This window comes from Pseudonocardia kujensis, assembly GCF_021283305.1.
Lineage (GTDB): Bacteria > Actinomycetota > Actinomycetes > Mycobacteriales > Pseudonocardiaceae > Pseudonocardia > Pseudonocardia kujensis.
This window is the reverse complement of sequence record NZ_JAJSOK010000020.1, coordinates 64,489-81,235: the sequence shown is the minus strand read 5'-3', so window position 1 is coordinate 81,235 and position 16,747 is coordinate 64,489. Positions and strand designations below refer to the sequence as shown.

The 16,747-nt window shown below is 75.6% G+C and carries 18 protein-coding genes; 9 read left to right on the top strand and 9 right to left on the bottom strand.

Going from position 1 to position 16,747, the window contains the following annotated elements; genetic code table 11:
- The 3 genes from LWC35_RS16380 (at position 1) to LWC35_RS16370 (ending at position 2,200) form a co-directional block, all read left to right on the top strand.
- The gene (locus LWC35_RS16380) at positions 1-651 is read left to right on the top strand and encodes an HAD hydrolase-like protein (RefSeq protein ID WP_232870993.1); all 651 of its coding nucleotides are present in this window, start codon (positions 1-3) and stop codon (positions 649-651) included.
- A gap of 108 nt (positions 652-759) precedes the next feature.
- Positions 760-1,506 (top strand): CoA transferase subunit A, encoded by a 747-nt coding sequence (locus LWC35_RS16375; protein WP_232870992.1) that lies wholly within the window; start codon positions 760-762, stop codon positions 1,504-1,506.
- A 70-nt stretch (positions 1,507-1,576) separates the two neighbouring features.
- Positions 1,577-2,200 carry a CoA transferase subunit B gene (locus LWC35_RS16370; protein ID WP_232870991.1) on the top strand — a complete coding sequence of 208 codons (624 nt, stop codon included), beginning with the start codon at positions 1,577-1,579 and terminating at the stop codon, positions 2,198-2,200.
- A gap of 106 nt (positions 2,201-2,306) precedes the next feature.
- On the opposite strand, the gene LWC35_RS16365 is transcribed toward LWC35_RS16370, so the two are convergent.
- From LWC35_RS16365 to LWC35_RS16355, 3 genes are read right to left on the bottom strand one after another with little or no spacing between them, the layout of a single operon-like run.
- Entirely contained in the window at positions 2,307-2,915 is a 609-nt protein-coding gene (locus LWC35_RS16365; RefSeq protein WP_232870990.1) for a LutC/YkgG family protein, read from the bottom strand.
- A complete protein-coding gene (locus tag LWC35_RS16360) occupies positions 2,912-4,414 on the bottom strand; it encodes a LutB/LldF family L-lactate oxidation iron-sulfur protein (protein ID WP_232870989.1) in 1,503 nt (500 codons plus the stop codon). The genes LWC35_RS16365 and LWC35_RS16360 overlap by 4 nt, the downstream gene beginning before the upstream one ends.
- A complete protein-coding gene (locus LWC35_RS16355) occupies positions 4,411-5,223 on the bottom strand; it encodes a (Fe-S)-binding protein (RefSeq protein WP_232870988.1) in 813 nt (270 codons plus the stop codon). Before LWC35_RS16355 ends, LWC35_RS16360 begins: the two co-directional genes overlap by 4 nt.
- A gap of 104 nt (positions 5,224-5,327) precedes the next feature.
- Here LWC35_RS16355 and LWC35_RS16350 point away from each other — a divergent pair, with 104 nt between their 5' ends.
- Positions 5,328-6,041 (top strand): FadR/GntR family transcriptional regulator, encoded by a 714-nt coding sequence (locus LWC35_RS16350; RefSeq protein WP_232870987.1) that lies wholly within the window; start codon positions 5,328-5,330, stop codon positions 6,039-6,041.
- On the opposite strand, the gene LWC35_RS16345 is transcribed toward LWC35_RS16350, so the two are convergent.
- The 3 genes from LWC35_RS16345 to LWC35_RS16335 all read right to left on the bottom strand — a co-directional run bounded on the left by LWC35_RS16345 (position 6,042) and on the right by LWC35_RS16335 (position 8,598).
- Complete coding sequence (locus tag LWC35_RS16345) at positions 6,042-7,298, bottom strand: RNA polymerase sigma factor (protein WP_232870986.1); 1,257 nt, start codon at positions 7,296-7,298, stop codon at positions 6,042-6,044.
- Complete coding sequence (locus LWC35_RS16340; RefSeq protein ID WP_232870985.1) at positions 7,299-7,685, bottom strand: YciI family protein; 387 nt, start codon at positions 7,683-7,685, stop codon at positions 7,299-7,301.
- 100 nt (positions 7,686-7,785) lie between these two features.
- A complete protein-coding gene (locus tag LWC35_RS16335) occupies positions 7,786-8,598 on the bottom strand; it encodes an alpha/beta fold hydrolase (RefSeq protein WP_232871028.1) in 813 nt (270 codons plus the stop codon).
- 76 nt (positions 8,599-8,674) lie between these two features.
- On the opposite strand from LWC35_RS16335, the gene LWC35_RS16330 reads away from it, so the two are divergent.
- The 3 genes from LWC35_RS16330 to LWC35_RS16320 all read left to right on the top strand — a co-directional run bounded on the left by LWC35_RS16330 (position 8,675) and on the right by LWC35_RS16320 (position 11,428).
- Entirely contained in the window at positions 8,675-9,223 is a 549-nt protein-coding gene (locus LWC35_RS16330) for a CGNR zinc finger domain-containing protein (protein ID WP_232870984.1), read from the top strand.
- 11 nt (positions 9,224-9,234) lie between these two features.
- Positions 9,235-10,476, top strand: a complete 1,242-nt coding sequence (locus LWC35_RS16325; protein ID WP_232870983.1) for an APC family permease — start codon at positions 9,235-9,237, stop codon at positions 10,474-10,476.
- A gap of 472 nt (positions 10,477-10,948) precedes the next feature.
- Positions 10,949-11,428 (top strand): DinB family protein, encoded by a 480-nt coding sequence (locus LWC35_RS16320; RefSeq protein ID WP_232870982.1) that lies wholly within the window; start codon positions 10,949-10,951, stop codon positions 11,426-11,428.
- A gap of 13 nt (positions 11,429-11,441) precedes the next feature.
- Here the strand turns inward: LWC35_RS16320 and LWC35_RS16315 are convergent, their stop codons facing one another.
- On the bottom strand, positions 11,442-12,143 hold the full coding sequence (locus LWC35_RS16315) for a hypothetical protein (RefSeq protein ID WP_232870981.1): 702 nt from the start codon (positions 12,141-12,143) through the stop codon (positions 11,442-11,444).
- A gap of 43 nt (positions 12,144-12,186) precedes the next feature.
- Positions 12,187-12,798 carry an RNA polymerase sigma factor gene (locus LWC35_RS16310; RefSeq protein ID WP_232870980.1) on the bottom strand — a complete coding sequence of 204 codons (612 nt, stop codon included), beginning with the start codon at positions 12,796-12,798 and terminating at the stop codon, positions 12,187-12,189.
- Positions 12,799-13,106: 308 nt separating this feature from the next.
- Here LWC35_RS16310 and LWC35_RS16305 point away from each other — a divergent pair, with 308 nt between their 5' ends.
- On the top strand, positions 13,107-13,754 hold the full coding sequence (locus LWC35_RS16305) for a response regulator (protein ID WP_232870979.1): 648 nt from the start codon (positions 13,107-13,109) through the stop codon (positions 13,752-13,754).
- A gap of 15 nt (positions 13,755-13,769) precedes the next feature.
- Here LWC35_RS16305 and LWC35_RS16300 read toward each other — a convergent pair whose 3' ends face one another.
- A complete protein-coding gene (locus LWC35_RS16300) occupies positions 13,770-15,485 on the bottom strand; it encodes a sensor histidine kinase (RefSeq protein WP_232870978.1) in 1,716 nt (571 codons plus the stop codon).
- A gap of 143 nt (positions 15,486-15,628) precedes the next feature.
- Here LWC35_RS16300 and LWC35_RS16295 point away from each other — a divergent pair, with 143 nt between their 5' ends.
- Positions 15,629-16,747, top strand: coding sequence for an Acg family FMN-binding oxidoreductase (locus tag LWC35_RS16295; protein WP_232870977.1), 1,119 nt, complete (start codon positions 15,629-15,631; stop codon positions 16,745-16,747).

Here is a 16,747-nt window from a genome sequence, read left to right as displayed (position 1 = left end):
GTGACGCGCCCCCGCTACCGCACCGTGCTCCTCGACCTCGACGGCACCCTCGTCGACTCCGCCCCCGGCATTCTGGGGACCCTCCGCACCGCCTTCGAGCAGGTCGGCGTGCCCTACGACGACACCGTGATCGGCCGCCACCTGCTCGGCCCGCCGCTCTACGAGTCGCTGCCGCCGCTGGTGGGCGCGGAGAACGCCGAGCGCATCCTCGCGCTCTACCGGCCGCTGTACCGCGAGAGCGGCCTGCTCAAGTCGACCCCGTACCCGGGCATCGAGGACCTGCTGCGCGCCCTCGCCGGCGCCGGGGTCCGGCTCGGGCTCGCGACGAGCAAGGCCGAGCCCGCCGCCCGGGAGATCCTCGCCAACCAGGGCTGGACCGAGCTGTTCACCGCCATCACCGGCGACACGGTCGACGCGCAGCGGCCCAGCAAGGCGGCCGTGGTGGAGGAGGCGCTGCGCCGGCTCGGCTCCCCCGCCCCGGACGAGACGATCATGGTCGGCGACCGGCTGCACGACGTCGTCGGCTCCGGCCGGCACGGCATCTCCTGCCTGGGTGCGGGCTGGGGCTACGGCGAGCCGGGCGAGCTCGACACCGCCGGCGCGGTCGCGGTCTACGACACCGCCGCCGACCTGCAGGCCGCCCTCCTCTGACGCCGGAACGGTGAGGGTCGCCGCGGCGACCCTCACCACACCCCTGCCCGCCCCTGTTCGCAATACGAACTCTTGTGCGAGATGCGAACGGACGGTACGGTGCCCGCCATGGACAAGGTGGTGGCGTCGGCGCGCGAAGCGGTCGCCGACATCGGGGACGGCGCGTCCCTGGCCGTCGGGGGCTTCGGCATGTCCGGCGTCCCGACCGCGCTGATCGCGGCCCTGCTCGAGCAGGGCGCGACCGACCTCGAGACGATCAGCAACAACCTGGGGGTGGACGGCTTCGGCCTGGGCACCCTGCTCGCCGCGGGCCGGATCCGCCGGACGATCGGCTCCTACGTCGGCAACAACAAGGAGTTCGCCCGGCAGTACCTGGCCGGTGAGCTCGAGCTGGAGCTGACCCCGCAGGGCACGCTCGCCGAGCGGCTGCGCGCCGGGGGCGCAGGGATCCCGGCGTTCTTCACCCCGGCGGGTGTGGGCACCCTGGTCGGCGACGGCGGCCTGCCGTGGCGCTACGCCGCCGACGGCACCGTCGCGGTGAAGTCCCCGCCGAAGGAGGTCCGCGAGTTCGACGGCGTGCGCTACGTGCTCGAGCGCGCCATCGCCCCGGACTTCGCGCTGGTGCACGCCTGGAAGGGCGACCGGCACGGCAACCTCGTCTACCGGCGCAGCGCCCGCAACTTCAACCCGGATTGCGCCGCGGCCGGGCGGATCACGATCGCGCAGGTCGAGCACCTCGTCGAGCCCGGCGAGATCGACGCCGACGCCGTGCACACCCCCGGCATCCACGTCCAGCGCGTCGTGCACGTGCCCGACGCCGAGAAGCCGGTCGAGTTCAGGACGGTGCGCTCGTGAGCGAGCCTGCGAGCGAATCCTCACCACAGCGTCCGTGCGGAGCGTCGAGCTCGCGCAGCGAGGGAGAACGATGAGCCTCACCAGGGACCAGCTCGCCAAGCGGGTGGCCGACGAGCTGCCCGACGGCTCGTACGTCAACCTCGGCATCGGCATGCCGACGCTCGTGCCCGACCACATCCCGGGCACCCGGACCGTGGTGCTGCACAGCGAGAACGGCATCCTCGGCGTCGGCCCCTACCCGACCGACGACGAGGTCGACCCGGACCTGATCAACGCGGGCAAGGAGACCGTCACCGTCCTGCCCGGCGCGAGCTACTTCGGCTCGTCGGACAGCTTCTCGATGATCCGCGGGGGCAAGGTCGACGTCGCCGTGCTGGGTGCGATGCAGGTCAGCGCGACCGGCGACCTCGCCAACTGGGCCATCCCCGGCAAGATGATCAAGGGGATGGGCGGGGCGATGGACCTCGTCCACGGGGCGAAGAAGGTCATCGTGATGATGGACCACGTCTCCAAGGACGGCTCGCCCAAGATCCTCGAGCAGTGCACCCTGCCGCTGACCGGCGTGGGCTGCGTCAACCGGATCGTCACCGACCTCGCCGTGATCGACGTGACCGACGAGGGCCTGCGTCTGTTCGAGACCTTCGGCGTGTCCGAGGACGAGGTCCGCGGGAAGACCGGCGCGCCCCTCCGCTGACGCACCAGGGAGCCATGACGCGGCCTTCGACCGTCGTTTCGCGCGTCATGGTTCCACAACGCGATTCTCGGCGGCTTTCTCGCGCGTCATGGTTCCAGAGTGCGAGTCAGCCCACCAGCAGGACGATCAGGGTGCGGGGGCCGTGCACGCCCTCGACCCGGTCCAGCTCGATGTCGCTGGTCGCGCTCGGGCCGCTGATCCACGTCAGCGGCCGGGCCGGGTCGAGACGGGCCACCGCGGCGGTGACATCGGCGACCACCTGGTCCGCCCGCACCACGCACACGTGCCGGTCCGGCACCAGGGTCGCCGCCCGGCGCCCCTGGCCCGGCCCGTGGTCCAGCACGATCGTGCCGGTCTCGGCGATGCCCAGTGCGGCCGTGGTGAGCACGCCGTCGACGGTGTCCAGCTCGGCGGTCGTCAGCTGCTCGTCGAGGATCGCGTCGGCCGGGCGCAGGGCCTCCGGCAGGTCGGCGGGAACCAGCAGGCGCGGGACACCGTCGAGGGCGGCCGCCAGGTGCGTCGGCAGGTCCTCGGGCGTGCAGCGCACCACGGTCGCCTTGTAGTCGGCGACCCGCTCGGCGAACAGGTCGACGTCGGCGGCGGTGGTCGGCCGCGGCTGCGGCCGGTCCACGGCGACGTCGGCAGGCTTCTCGGCGCCCGGGACGTCGCGCAGGGCCGTCCGCACCCGGCCCAGGACCTCCTCGCGCGCGCTCACTGCGCTCCCCCGTCCTCGTCCTGCCGCTCGGTCCGGCCGCCGTCCGTCCGCGCCCACCAGGCCCGGAACGACTCCGCCGCCGGCACCGGCACGTCCCGCGCGTCGGACCAGGCCGCGGCCGGGCCGGGCAGCGCGCCGAGCACCCCACGACCGCCGGGGGCGCGGCGCTTCGTACCCCGGAGGACCTTGCCGACCGCCCCGGAGATCCGCTCCGCGGCGGCTGTCCGCCGGGCGTCGGCGAACGCCCACGACGCCGCCTTCATCGCCAGGTTCTGCACCTTCGGCTCGCCCCGGTGGGCGTCGACCACCTTCGTACGCAGGTGCACCAGCACCTCCGGGATGTCGATCCGCACCGGGCACACCTCGAAGCAGGCGCCGCACAGGCTCGACGCGTAGGGCAGCGAGTCGAGCTGGGTGTCGTGCCCGACCCCGCGCAGCATCGGGGTGAGGATCGCGCCGATCGGACCCGGGTAGACCGAGCCGTAGCTGTGCCCGCCGGTGCGCTCGTAGACCGGGCAGACGTTGAGGCAGGCCGAGCAGCGGATGCAGCGCAACGCCTGCCGGCCGACCTCGTCGGCGAGGACGTCCGTGCGCCCGTTGTCGAGCAGCACGACGTGCACCTCCTGCGGCCCGTCGGCAGGGGTCACGCCGCTCCACATCGAGGTGTACGGGTTCATCCGCTCGCCGGTGGAGCTGCGCGGCAACAGCTGCAGGAAGACGTCGAGGTCCGCCCAGGTGGGCACCAGCTTCTCGATGCCCACCACGCTGACCAGCACCTCGGGCAGGGTCAGGCACATCCGGCCGTTGCCCTCGCTCTCGACCACGGCCAGGGTGCCGGTCTCCGCGACGGCGAAGTTGGCCCCGGACACCGCGACCTTGGCGCGCAGGAACTTCTCCCGCAGGTGCGCCCGGGCAGCGGCGGCGAGCTCGGCCGGCGTGTCGGTGAGGTCGGGGGGCGCGGGCCTCCCGTACCGGCCCATCTCCCGCAGGAAGATCTCCCGCACCTCGGAGCGGTTGCGGTGGATCGCGGGCACCAGGATGTGGCTGGGCAGGTCCTCGCCGAGCTGCACGATGAGCTCGGCCAGGTCGGTCTCCCAGGCGTGGATCCCGGCGGCCTCCAGGGCCTCGTTGAGCCCGATCTCCTGGGTCGCCATGGACTTGACCTTGACGACCTCGTCCGTGCCGTGCCCGCGCGCGATGTCGACGACGATCCGGTTGGCCTCGGCGGCGTCGCGGGCCCAGTGCACGGTCGCCCCGGCCCGGGTCAGCGACTCCTCGAGCTGGGCGAGGTACGTGTCGAGGTGCCGCAGGGTGCGGTCCTTGAGCGCGGCACCGGCGCGCCGCAGCCGCTCCCACTCGTCGACCTCGCCGACGACGGCGGCCCGCTTGGCCCGGATCGTGCCGGTCGCGTGGGCGAGGTTGCGGCGCAGCTGGGTGTCGGCCAACGCGGTGCGCGCCGCGGTCGGGAAGGCCGGAGTGCCGAGGAACGTGGCGCTCACGGGGCACCCCCGGCCAGGGCCGCGGTGTCGACGGCGCTGCCGACCGAACGCCGGTCCGCCTCCCGGGGCGGCTGCTCGATCACGGGCTCGGTCGCGGCCAGCACCTCCGCGAGGTGCATGACCCGCACGCCGGACCGCTCGCGGGAGAGCAGCCCGCCGATGTGGGTCAGGCAGGAGTTGTCGCCCGCGACCAGCACCTCGGCGCCGGACTCGCGCACGTGCCGCGCCTTGTCCGCGCCCATCGCGATCGAGGTGTCGGAGTTCTTGACCGCGAAGGTCCCACCGAACCCGCAGCACTCCGCGGCCGCCGGCAGCGCGACCAGCCGCAGCCCGCGCACCGCCTCCAGCAGCCGGGTCGGGCGGTCGCCCACGCCCAGCATCCGCAGCGAGTGGCAGGTCGGGTGGTAGGTGACCCGGTGCGGGAAGTACGCCCCCACGTCGACCACGCCCAGGACGTCGACCAGGTACTCCGACAGCTCGTACGCCGGCGGCGCCTGCTCGACGGCGCGCACGAGGCCGGGGTCGCCGGAGCGCTCCGCCACCATCCGGTGCTGGTGGCGCACGGATCCGGCGCACGACCCGGACGGCACCACGACGGCCTCGTACCCGGCGAATGCATCCAGGTGCCGGCGCAGCAGCGGCACGGCCTCGTCGAGGTAGCCGGTGTTGACCATCGGCTGGCCGCAGCAGGTCTGCGCGGCCGGGAAGTCGACGTCGACGCCCAGCCGGCGGAGCAGGGTGACGACGGCGCGGCCGGTTTCCGGGAACAGGGCGTCGTTCATGCAGGTGACGAGCAGGCCGACGGGCACGGTGCCTCCGGTGGTGGACGGCGTGTGGCTCTGGGGAGACCCCAGCCGAGCTATGGTCGGACCTTAGTCCGGACGGTAGGCTCCCGTCCACCGAGGGGGTGGAGATGGCGGCACCACGCTGGGACCAGGTCCAGCGCGTCCCGACCTACGAGCTCGTGATCGAGCGGATCGAGGAGCAGCTCGTCTCGGGGGCGCTCGGCCCGGGTGACCGGCTGCCCCCGGAGCGGGAGCTGGCCTCGATGCTCGGCGCGAGCCGGCAGGCGGTGCGCGAGGCGCTGCGCGTGCTGCAGGCGCAGGGCGTGGTGCGTTCGCAGCAGGGCACCGGCAGCGACTCCGGCACCGTGATCGTCCCCGCGCCGGCGAAGGCGCTGTCGCGGCTGCTCAAGATGCACCTCGCCGTGAGCTCCTTCCCGGCCGAGGACCTCACCGGGGCGCGCGTGATGCTGGAGCGGACCAGCGCCGCGTCGGCCGCCGAGCGGCACTCCCCCGCCGATCTCGCCCGGCTCCGCGAGGCACTGGGGGCGATGGACGCCGACCTCCCGCGCGAGGAGTTCAACCCGCTCGACACCGCCTTCCACGTCGCGATCGCCGGATCCGGTGGGAACCGGCTGGTCAGCGAGCTGACCGCGGCCATCCGCGAGTCGCTGCGCGGCGCCCTGCTCGACGGCATGCGGGCCGAGGAGGACTGGCCGGGCCTGCGCGCGGTGCTGCGCCGCGAGCACCGCGGGATCCTCGACGCGATCGAGGCGGGCGACGGGGCACTGGCCGCGGACCGGATGGAGGCCCACATCCGGGCCTTCCACCGCCGCCTGCCCTGATCAGCTGGTGCCGGGGTCGTCGTCGGGCGGCGCGGTGGCGGCCGATCCCGCCCGCCGGGCCAGGTCCTCGAGGTAGCGCTTCTCGGCGAGGTTGAGCGTCGCCCGGGCGGCGCGCCGGAAGTGTTCGCGCGCCTGCTCGTGCTCGCCGAGCCGGTCCAGCAGGTGGGCCCGCACGGCGTCGGGCCGGTGGTGGCGGACCAGCCGCTTGTCCCCGGCCACCCGGTCCAGCACCTCCAGCCCCCGCTCGGGCCCGTAGGCCATCCCGACGGCCACCGCCCGGTTCAGCGTGACCACCGGGTTGTCCGTGCACTCCTCCAGCAGCCGGTAGAGGATCTCGATCTGCCGCCAGTCGGTGTCGGCGTCCGTCGGCGCCTCCGCGTGGACCGCCGCGATCGCGGCCTGCAGCTGGTACGGGCCGACCCGGCGGCGGGCCAACGTGCGTTCGAGCAGGCCGGTCGCCTCGCCGATCGCCGCGTGGTCCCAGCGGCTCCGGTCCTGCTCGGCGAGGGGGACCAGCCGGCCGTCGGCGTCGGTGCGGGCCTGCCGGCGGGCGTCGGTCAGGAGCATGAGGACGAGCAGCCCGGCGACCTCGCCGTCGTCGGGCAGGAGGCGGTGCAGCATCCGGGTCAGCCGGATCGCCTCGGCGGACAGGTCGACCCGGGTCAGGCCGGGTCCCGCGCTGGCCGTGTAGCCCTCGTTGAAGATCAGGTAGAGGACGTGCAGCGCGGCGGCCAGCCGCTCGGTCCGGACGTCGGCGGGCAGGGTGAACACGGTCCCGCCGGCCTCGATCGCGGCCTTCGCCCGGCTGATCCGCTGGGCCATCGTCGCCTCGGGGACCAGGAACGCGCGCGCGATCTCCGCGGTCGTCAACCCGCCGACGGCGCGCAGGGTCAACGCGATCCGGCTCGCCTCGGTGAGGTGGGGGTGGACGCAGAGCAGCAGCATCTCGAGGCTGTCGTCGACGGCCGGCACCTCGAGGTCGACGGTCCCGGCGGGATCGACGGCCACGGCCTCCTCCCGGCGCCGCCGTGCGCTGTCGCTGCGCCACAGGTCCGTCAGCCGGCGCCGGGCGACGGTGACCAGCCAGCCGACCGGCTCCTCCGGGACGCCGCTCTCGGGCCAGGCGGTCGCCGCGGCGAGCAGGGCCTCCTGCACCGCGTCCTCGCACAGGTCGAACTGCCGGTAACGGCCGACGAGCACGCCGAGGACCTGCGGCGCGCAGCGGCGCAGCAGGTCCTCCAGCGCGCGGTCGGACACTCAGGAGGCCTTGGGCTCGGTCAGGCCGAAGCCCGCCGTGAACACGACCGGGCGCACCTCGACCGCGAGCCCCTCGATCCCGGCGTCGGGGATCTTCGCGGCCAGCTCGTAGGCCCGCTCCGGGGTCTCGACGTCGACCACGTAGAAGCCGCCCATGTACTCCTTGGCCTCGACGAACGGCCCGTCCGTCACGGTCGTCGCGCCGTCGCGGACGGACACGACCGCGCTGCGGGAGGGGTCGGCCAGGGCCTGGGTGCCGATCAGCTCGCCGGTGCGGGTGATCTCCTCCATGAACCGGCCGTGCCCGGTCTCGATCTCGCGGCCCTGGGCCTCGGTCAGGCTCTCCAGCACGGCGGGGTCGATCTGCATGATGAACAGGTACTTCACGACGTCTCCCTCTCGTCGGCGGCGCCCGGGGCGGGCCTCCGTCACGAAGTCGTACGGAGCGGACGGCCCGCGCTCGACATCTTGCCCTGGGTGAGCTGCGTCACCTACCGCGAAGGAACCGGCCGAGTTCGGCGGCGGTGGTGGCCGGGTCGTCCTCCGGGAGGAAGTGGCCCGCCCCCGGCACCACGACGCGGCGGGCGCCGGGGATCGCCGCGGCGAGCCGGTCGGCGGCGTCGGCCGGGAGCCAGCGGTCGTGCTCGCCCCACAGCACGAGCGTCGGCACCCCGACCTCGCCCAGCGCCGCGACGACCTCCCTGGTGTCGGCCTCGTCGAAGCCCTCGACCTGGTCGAGGTAGCGCTGCTGCCCGGGCACGCCCGCGTACGGCTCGAGGTAGGCGCGCTCGGTCGCGCCGTCGAGCGGCCGGTGCGTGGCCGTGGCGAGGTGGGCGCGGATCAGCTGGTGGAACACGTGCTCGGGCATGGTGCGGTAGGCGTCGGGGTGCGCCTGGATGTGCTGCGCCACTGGCGTGGTCCAGGGCGGGAGGACGGCGGCGTCGAGCAGCGCGAGGGCGCGGGCGGGGACGCGGTGTCGCAGGTGTGCCCGCAGGACGGCGGCCGCCCCGATGTCGTGCCCGACGAGCACCGGGTCGCGCAGGCCCCAGATCTCGACCAGCTCCGCGAGCGTCGCGGCGTGCAGGGCGACCGACGGGCGGACGCCGGGTCCGGTCGTCGAGCGGCCGTAGCCGAGCAGGTCCCAGACGTGGACCGTGTGGTCCTTCGCGAGCTCCGGCACCACGCCGCGCCACAGCAGCGACGAGGACGGCGTGCCGTGGGTGAGGACGACGGCGGGGCCCTCCCCGACGCGCTCGCAGGCCACCGTCCCGCCCGTCACCTTCTCCTGGGTCTGGAGCATCTCCACCTCCGGTAAGGTCTTCAACGTCGTTGGGACGATTACCGTGGCACGGCGGAGGTAAGGTGTGCAACTGGCTTTGAGCGATTACCCGCGCGGAGCGGAGCTGGCCGGCGCGCTCGTCGCCACCGCGCCCCGGGTGTGGCACGGCGTCGAGAAGCTGGGCACGCCGGGCGAGGTCGACGCCCTGCTCGCCGAGCACGGGTTCGCGGGCTCCTGCACGCCGGCCGAGCTCGACGGGGTGCGGGACCTGCGGACGGAGCTGCGCGCGATCGTCGACGCGGCCGTGGCGGGCGAGGAGACGGGCGTCGTCGTCCGGCGCGCCTCGGCGCTCGCCGCGGGTGGGCTGACCCTCGGCGAGGCCGGCCCGGCCCGCGGCGGGCTGCCCGCCTGGGTCTTCGGCTCCGACGCCGGGCTGGTCGAGGGGCTGGCGGCGGTCACCGGGGTGGGGCTGCTGGGGGCGGTGCGGGCGCTCGGGCCGGAGCGGTTCCGCGCGTGCGCCGCGCCGTTCTGCGAGGGCGCTTTCGTCGACGTCAGCCGCGCCGGGCGGCGCCGCTACTGCATGCCGGACCTGTGCGGCAACCGCGTCCACGTGGCCAACCACCGCGCGCGGCGGCGATCCGGCTAGCGTTCCGCCCGATGGACACTCCCGCGCTGCAGCGCCGGCTGGGGACGTTCGACGCGACCGTGATCGGGCTCGGCTCGATGATCGGCGCCGGGGTGTTCGCGGCCTTCGCGCCCGCGGCGGCCGCCGCCGGCTCGGCGCTGCTCGTCGGGCTCGCCCTCGCCGCCGTGGTGGCATGGTGCAACGCGACGTCCTCGGCCCAGCTCGCGGCCCGGTACCCGCGGTCCGGCGGCACGTACGTCTACGGACGCGAGCGGCTGGGGCCGTGGTGGGGTTTCGTCGCGGGCTGGGGTTTCGTCGTCGGGAAGACGGCGAGCTGCGCGGCGATGGCGCTCACGGCCGCGGCCTACCTGGTGCCCGGCGCCTGGCAGCGGCCGGCGGCCGTGCTCGCCGTCGTCGTGGTGACCGGGGTGAACCTGGCGGGGGTGACGCGCACGGCCCGGTCGACCCGGGTCCTGGTCGCGCTGGTCCTGCTCGCGCTGGCCGCGATCCTGGTGACCGCGGTGGCCCGGGACCGGCTGCCGCCCGCGGGCCCGCTGACCGGCGCGCCCGGTGTCTACGCGGTCCTCCAGGCCGCCGGCCTGCTCTTCTTCGCCTTCGCCGGCTACGCGCGCGTCGCGACGCTCGGCGAAGAGGTCCGCGACCCCGCACGCACGATCCCGCGGGCGATCACCCTGGCGCTCACGGGCGCGATCGTGGTCTACGCGGCGGTCGGCGTCGTGCTGCTGGGGGTGCTGGGCCCGGCGCGCCTGGCGGCGTCGTCCGCGCCCCTGGCCGACGTCCTGCCGTCCGGCGCGACCTGGCTCGCGGCGGTCGGTGGCGCGCTCGCCTCCCTCGGCGCACTGCTGGGGCTCGTCGCCGGGGTGGGCCGGACGGTGCTCGCGATGGCCCGCGAGGCGGACCTGCCCGCGCCGCTGGCCGCCGTCGACGCCCGGCGGTCCGTGCCCCGCCGCGCGGAGATCGCGGTCGCGGTGGTCGTGGTGGGGCTGGTGTGCGCGGTCGACCTGCGCGGCGCGATCGGCTTCTCGTCCTTCGGCGTGCTGCTCTACTACTTCGTCGCCAACCTGTCGGCACTCGGGCAGCCGCGCGCCGAGCGCCGGTACCCGCGGGCGTTCGCGCTGCTCGGGCTGCTCGGCTGCGCCGTCCTCGTCGTGACCCTCCCCTGGCGGTCCGTGGTGGCCGGGGTGGGGGTCGTGGTCGTCGGCGTGGGGTACCGGTGGGTGCGGCTGCGGATCCGGGGCGGCCGGCGGGCGTGAGCAGGCGATCACCGACGGTCCGGGCCCGGATCTGACACGGGACCTTCGTCCCGGTCCCGCGGACCGAGCGACCCGCCGACGCTGATCGGTCGGCCCCTCCTGCCCGTCGCACCGGCCCGCGACGCTGATCGCCTGCGCACGGCGCGCGATGCCGCCGCTGTGCCGCAACGGATCCGGCGACGCGGGGCGTCGCGCGCCGGGCCGGACGTCCGGGACGGGCAGGGAGGGCCCGCCCGGTTCCCGGGCGACCGGGCGGCGGTGGTGGGCCGCCCGCCCGGTCGCCACCCACCGACACCCGGCCGCGGGCGGCGATGCCCCCCGACCACCGCGGCCGGGCCCTCCTTCGCCACCTCGGGGCACCCCGGCCCACCTCGGGCCCCGGGAGCAGGTCCTGGGATCATCGCGCTCGCCGCGGGCCGCCGCCCGCACACCGCTGCCGTGGTCTCGGTCCGCGGCGGGAGGGGAGACGCCGATGGGCTCGTTCGCCGTGCCGCTGGACCCCGAACGCACCCAGCTCGAGGCGTTCGTGGAGGAGTACCGCAGCGCCCTCGAGCTGACCCTCGACGGCCTCACCGAGGAGCAGGCCCGCCGCCGGCTCGTCCCGTCGGCGACGACGCTGCTCGGCCTGCTCAAGCACGTCACGTGGATGCAGCGGGTGTGGTTCGAGGAGTGCGTCGGCGGCACGTCCCGCCGGGAGCTCGGCCTGGTGCGGACCCCGGACGAGTCCTTCCGGCTCGCCGACCACGACACCGTCGCCTCCGTCACGGCGGCCCACCGGCAGGCCTGCGCGAGGGCCCGGGCCGCGGTCGCCGACCTGCCGCTGGACGCCGTCGTCACCGGCCACCGGTCCGGGCCGCGCACGCTGCGCTGGGTGTACCTGCAGGTCCTGCGCGAGCTGGCCCACCACTGCGGGCACGCCGACATCCTGCGCGAACAGGTCCTCGCCGGCTGAAGCTGCGGCCGCCCTACTGCTCGTCGTCGTCCTGGGCCTTCTTGGCGAGCCCGGGCGGGACCTTGCCCGAGTTCCCCGCCTCCCCCACCGACGTGCCGGAGCCGTCCGCGTCGCCCGACCCACCGGAACCGGCACCGTCGCCGTTCGAGTTGCCCCCGCTCCCCGCCCAGCCCCCGCGCGCCGTCGGCCCGGAGGGACCCACGCCCCGGCCGTGGCTCCCGTCGACCCGCACGGCACCGCCGGTTCCGTGGGCGGCCACCGACTGCCCGGTCACCGGCCCTCCCGCGTCCACCGCGGCGGACGTGGCGGTGGCGGCGGTGGCGGTGGAGGCGGCCGTGAGCGCCGCCCCGGCCACGCCGGCGACGTGCTCGCCCGGCGCCGACCAGGTCGGGCTCTCCGCCGGCCCGTGGTCGACGTTCGGGCCGGCCGGGTGCGTGTCCCCGGCCGCGATGGCGAAGCCGCCGCTCGCGGTGCCCACCACGGCGAGGGCGGCCGCGAGGGACTTGGCCGCGACGGCACCCGACGCCGTGACGGTCGCCCTCCGGAGCCGCCAGCGGCCCCGCGACGTCGCGGCGGCGGCGAAGGCCGCGAGAGCGTCGCGCTCCCCCCGCAGCTCCGCGGCGGAGCCGGGAGCCGCGGCCGCGTCGAGCAGGCGGCGGAGGTCGCGGGGCCCGCCGTCGCCGTCGAGCAGCCGGTCGACGTCCGTGATGGCCATCCAGGTCCCCGGCGGCGCCGCGCCGCCCCGGCCCGTGCAGTGCTCACACATCGGCGACCCCCGTCCGCCGTTCCCGTCCGGTCCGCGCCGGACCGGCCTCCTCACCCGCGCGCAGCCGCTCGGCCAGCCGCCGCAGCCCGCGGTGGGCCGCGACCCGGACCGCGCCGGGCCGCTTGCCCAGCACCTGGGCGGCGGCCGGTGCGTCGAGCCCGATCACCGCGCGCAGCAGCACCGCCTCGGCCTCGGTGCGCGGCAACGCGAGGATCTGGTCGAGCGCCCACTGCGTCGCCAGCCCGTCGAAGACGGCACCGTCGGTGTGCCGGACGTCCGCGAGGGCCACCAGGTCCGCCGGCTCCGCGGGGTCGGCCGGGCGGCGGGTGCGGGCCCGCGCCGAGTCCATCGCCCGGTTGCGGCAGATCGTGGTGACCCAGCCGCGGAAGCCGTCGAGGTCACCGGAGAAGCGGCGCAGGTCCTTCGCGACGTGCAACCAGGTCTCGGCGGTGACGTCCTCGGCGTCGGCGCCGACCAGCGCGGTGGCGTACCGCAGCAGGCGGGGTTGCAGGTCGCGGTAGAGCACGACGAAGGCCCATTCGTCGCCCGCCCGGGCCGCGCCCAGCGCGTCCTCGAGCAGGGTCTGGTCGCGGGACGCGGCCACGGGGGCCACGGTCGGGCCGGCGAGGGCGGGCACTCCACCTCCAGGTCGATCGATGACGGGCCGGACGTCGGGGGGCGTCTCCGTCCGGCCCGCCATGCCCTCAGCGCGGTGGTGTCGTCGGTCGTTACGCGCCGTGGCCGTGATGGCCGAGATTGCGCCGACCGACGAGTGCGCGACCCCCGAACGGACGCAGCCGGCCACCACGGACGGGTGCCGGGACGTTCGGCTCTACCGCCCGGGACCTTTCGGGCCCGGCGGAGGGTTGCGCCGCCCGTTAGCGTCGGACCGGTCGAGGACGAGGAGGCCCCGTGACCATCTCGGTGTTCCTGCTGGACGACCACGAGATCGTCCGTCGCGGCATCGCCCAGCTGCTGGAGACCGAGGACGACATCGAGGTCGTCGGCGAGGCCGGGACCGCCGCGCAGGCGCTGGCCCGCATCCCCGCCACCCGGCCCGACGTGGCGATCCTCGACGTCCGCCTGCCCGACGGCGAGGGCATCACCGTCTGCCGCGACATCCGCTCGACCCTGAACCCGCCGCCGGCCTGCCTGATGCTCACCTCGTACTCCGACGACGAGGCCCTCTTCGGCGCGATCATGGCCGGCGCCGCCGGCTACCTGCTCAAACAGGTCGCCGGCACCGACCTCATCGGGGCCGTGCGGACCGTCGCGGCGGGCGGCTCGCTGCTCGACCCGAAGGCCACCGCGCTGGTCCTGGAACGGCTCCGGCACGGGTCCGAGCCCGACGACCCCCGCTACGAGGGCCTCTCCCCCCAGGAGCGGCGGATCCTCGACCTGATCGCCGACGGCCTCACCAACCGCCAGATCGGCGCCGAGCTCTACCTGGCCGAGAAGACGGTCAAGAACTACGTCTCCTCGCTGCTGCACAAGCTCGGCTTCTCCCGGCGCACCGAGGCCGCGGTGTACGCGACCGAGCGCCGCCGCCGCGCCCGCTGAGGACCGGCCGCGGGATCACCCGTGGTCGAGCGGGACCCGCCACGTCAGCCGGGTGCCGCCGCCGGGCCGGCGCCACACGTCCAGGCCGCCGCCCAGCTCCTCGGCGCGTTCGGCGAGGTTGTGCAGCCCGCTGCGGGCGACGTCGCCGGACATCCCCGTGCCGTCGTCGACGATCTGGAGCACGAGGTCGGCGGCCGCCTCCAGGGTGACCGTGACCGTCCGTCCGCCCGAGTGCCGGACCGCGTTGCTCGTGCCCTCCCGCACCGCCGCCAGCAGGTGCGGCACGAGCTCCGGCGGGACGAGCGAGTCGACGGGCCCGGAGGTGCGGACCGACGGCACCAGGGCCGACCCGGCGACGACCTCGTCGACGGTGTCGAGCAGCCGTCGCCGGACGCCCCCGCCACCCTGGTCGGCGCCGTGCAGGTCGAAGATCGAGGTCCGGATCTCGCGGACGGTCTCGTCGAGCTCGTCGACGGCCTGCCGGATCCGGTCCTGGACGTCCGGGCGCACGGAGCGGCGCAGCGTGCTCTGCAGCTTCAGGCCGGTGGCGAACAGCCGCTGGATCACGTGGTCGTGCAGGTCCCGGGCGATGCGGTCGCGGTCGGCGAGCACGTCGAGCTGCCGCTGCGCACGGGTCTTCTCCGCGATCTCCAGGGCCATCGCGGCCTGTTCGGCGAACGAGGTCACCAGCGGCACCTCGGTGGGCCGATAGGGCTCGCCGCCGACCCGCCGCAGCGCGACCAGCACCCCGATCACCCGCTCCCCCGAGCGCATCGGCACCGCGACCGACGGGCCCAGTTCCGCCGGCACCGAGTCCGCGCCGTGGTCGAGGAACGCCGCCGGCGAGCCGGCCAGCAGCGGGTTGCGGCTCTCGACCACCTCGTCGAGGTCCGCGCCCGCCCGGATCCCGCCGGAGGGCAGACCGAGCGGCTCGCCGGCGCTCCCGCACAGCTCGTAGAGGCCCTCCTCGTCGGGACCGAGCAGCACCACGGTGGCCGCCGACCTCGTCAGCTCCAGGGTGCGGACGGCGACGAGCCGGAGCACCTCCTCGTCCGAGGCCCCGGCCAGCACCTCGGCCCGCACCTCGCCCAGCGCCTCCAGCCAGTGCTGGCGCTGCCGGCTCTGCTCGAACAGGTCCGAGTTCTGCACGGCGATCCCGGCGGCCGCCGCGAGCACGTGCAGCATCACCTCGTCGTCCGCGGTGAACTCGCCGCCGCCGACCTTCTCGGTGAGGTAGAGGTTGCCGTAGATCTCGTCCCGGACCCGGACCGGGACGCCGAGGAAGCTGTGCATCGGCGGGTGGTTCGGCGGGAAGCCCACCGACGCCGGGTGTTCGGTCAGATCCGCCAGCCGCAGCGACTCGGGATCCAGGATCAGCTGGCCGAGCAGGCCCTTCCCGGTGGGCGGCCGTCCGAGGGTCTCCCGCACCCCCGGGGGCAGCCCGACGTCGATGAACCGGGAGATCGACCCGTCCGGCGCGAGCACGCCGAGCGCGCCGAACCGGGCGTCGACGAGGTCCACCGCGGACTGCACGATCCGGCGCAGCGTCGCGTCCAGCTCCAGCCCCGCCCCGACGGCGAGCACGGCGTCGAGCAGGCTCTGCATCCGGTCCCGGGCGGCCACGATCTGGCCCAGCCGCTCCTGCACCTCGCCGAGCAGCTCGTCGAGCCGCAGCCCGGCGAGCGCCCCGGAGACCGGGGGTCCCTCCGGCCCGCGATCCGGCCCCGTCATCGGTCCTCCCGTCGGTCAGCGGCGCAGACACGGTGCCACCCGCACGCGATCACGACAAGCCCGCCGCGGCCCACCCCGGCGGGTCGAACACCCCCTGCGCACGGGACCTTCGGCGGTAGCGGCCGGTTCCCACCGCCCGCACGATGATCACGGGTCCGACCGGGGACCCGCAGGACCTCGGACGGCGAGCGATGATGATCGAGACGGGTTCGCTCGGGCTGACCGAGGAAGAGCTGCAGGATGTCCTCGGCGCCGCCGCCCGGGCGCCCTCGTTGCACAACACCCAACCCTGGCTCTTCCGCCTCGTCCCCGACGGGATCGAGCTGCACGCCGACCTCGGGCGCCGGCTGCCGGTCGCCGACCCGAGTGGGAGGGAGCTGCGGCTCGCCTGCGGCGCGGCCCTGTTCAACCTGCGGCTGGCCCTCATCGGGCACGGGGTGCGCCCGCTCGTCACGCTGCTGCCGGACCCGGCACGTCCCGACCTGGTCGCCGTGGTCCGCCGCGGCGGCAGCCGCCCGCCGACGCCGGAGCAGCGCCGCCTGCTGGAGGCCGTGCCGCGGCGCCGCACGAACCGGCGGCCCTTCACCGACGCGCTCGTCCCCACCCCCGCCCGGCACGCGCTGCGCCGGGCCGCGCTCGACGAGGGCGCCTGGCTGGATCTCGTCACCGACCCCGTGCAGCGGGTCGAGCTGGGCGCGCTGGCCCGGCGCGCGCACGAGCGGCAGATGGCCGACCCGGAGTTCGTCGCCGAACTGGAGCGCTGGACGGGGTACGGCGAGGAGCGGACCGACGGGGTCCCGGCCGCCGCGGGCGGGCCGCTGCCCGGACCCAACGCGACGTGGGTGCTGCGCGACTTCAGCGGCGGGACCGCGCGCGCCGCCGACGGCGTCGAGGCCGAGCCGCTCATCGCGGTGCTCAGTGCGCACTCCGACGGCCCGCGCGAGGAGGTCCGCGCCGGCCACGCCATGCAACGCGTGCTGCTCACGGCCACGGCGCACGGCCTCGCCGTGTCCTTCCTGTCCCAGCTCGTGGAGTGCCCCGACGTGCGGGAGGCCCTGCGGCGGCTGATCGGCGGCGCCCGGCCGCCGCAGGTCGTGCTGCGGATCGGGCAGGGCTGGCCGGTCCCGGGCACGCCCCGCCGACCGCTGACCGAGCTGCTGCTGCCTCCAGCCGACGGGCCGGGCGCCGGGGAGCTCCCGGGGGACGCGCCGCTGCACGCGGACGACGGGCCCGGTCCCGGCTCGACCGACCACCACACCTGA

What these genes read in the sequence shown, in the direction of transcription:
- LWC35_RS16315 (WP_232870981.1), bottom strand. Translation starts at nt 12,143, where the DNA reads ATGGCCATCACGGACGTCGACCGGCTGCTCGACGGCGACGGCGGGCCC.
- LWC35_RS16350 (WP_232870987.1), top strand. Translation starts at nt 5,328, where the DNA reads ATGGCGGCACCACGCTGGGACCAGGTCCAGCGCGTCCCGACCTACGAG.
- LWC35_RS16295 (WP_232870977.1), top strand. Translation starts at nt 15,629, where the DNA reads ATGATCACGGGTCCGACCGGGGACCCGCAGGACCTCGGACGGCGAGCG.
- LWC35_RS16335 (WP_232871028.1), bottom strand. Translation starts at nt 8,598, where the DNA reads ATGCTCCAGACCCAGGAGAAGGTGACGGGCGGGACGGTGGCCTGCGAG.
- LWC35_RS16370 (WP_232870991.1), top strand. Translation starts at nt 1,577, where the DNA reads ATGAGCCTCACCAGGGACCAGCTCGCCAAGCGGGTGGCCGACGAGCTG.
- LWC35_RS16375 (WP_232870992.1), top strand. Translation starts at nt 760, where the DNA reads ATGGACAAGGTGGTGGCGTCGGCGCGCGAAGCGGTCGCCGACATCGGG.
- LWC35_RS16325 (WP_232870983.1), top strand. Translation starts at nt 9,235, where the DNA reads ATGGACACTCCCGCGCTGCAGCGCCGGCTGGGGACGTTCGACGCGACC.
- LWC35_RS16300 (WP_232870978.1), bottom strand. Translation starts at nt 15,485, where the DNA reads ATGACGGGGCCGGATCGCGGGCCGGAGGGACCCCCGGTCTCCGGGGCG.
- LWC35_RS16320 (WP_232870982.1), top strand. Translation starts at nt 10,949, where the DNA reads ATGGGCTCGTTCGCCGTGCCGCTGGACCCCGAACGCACCCAGCTCGAG.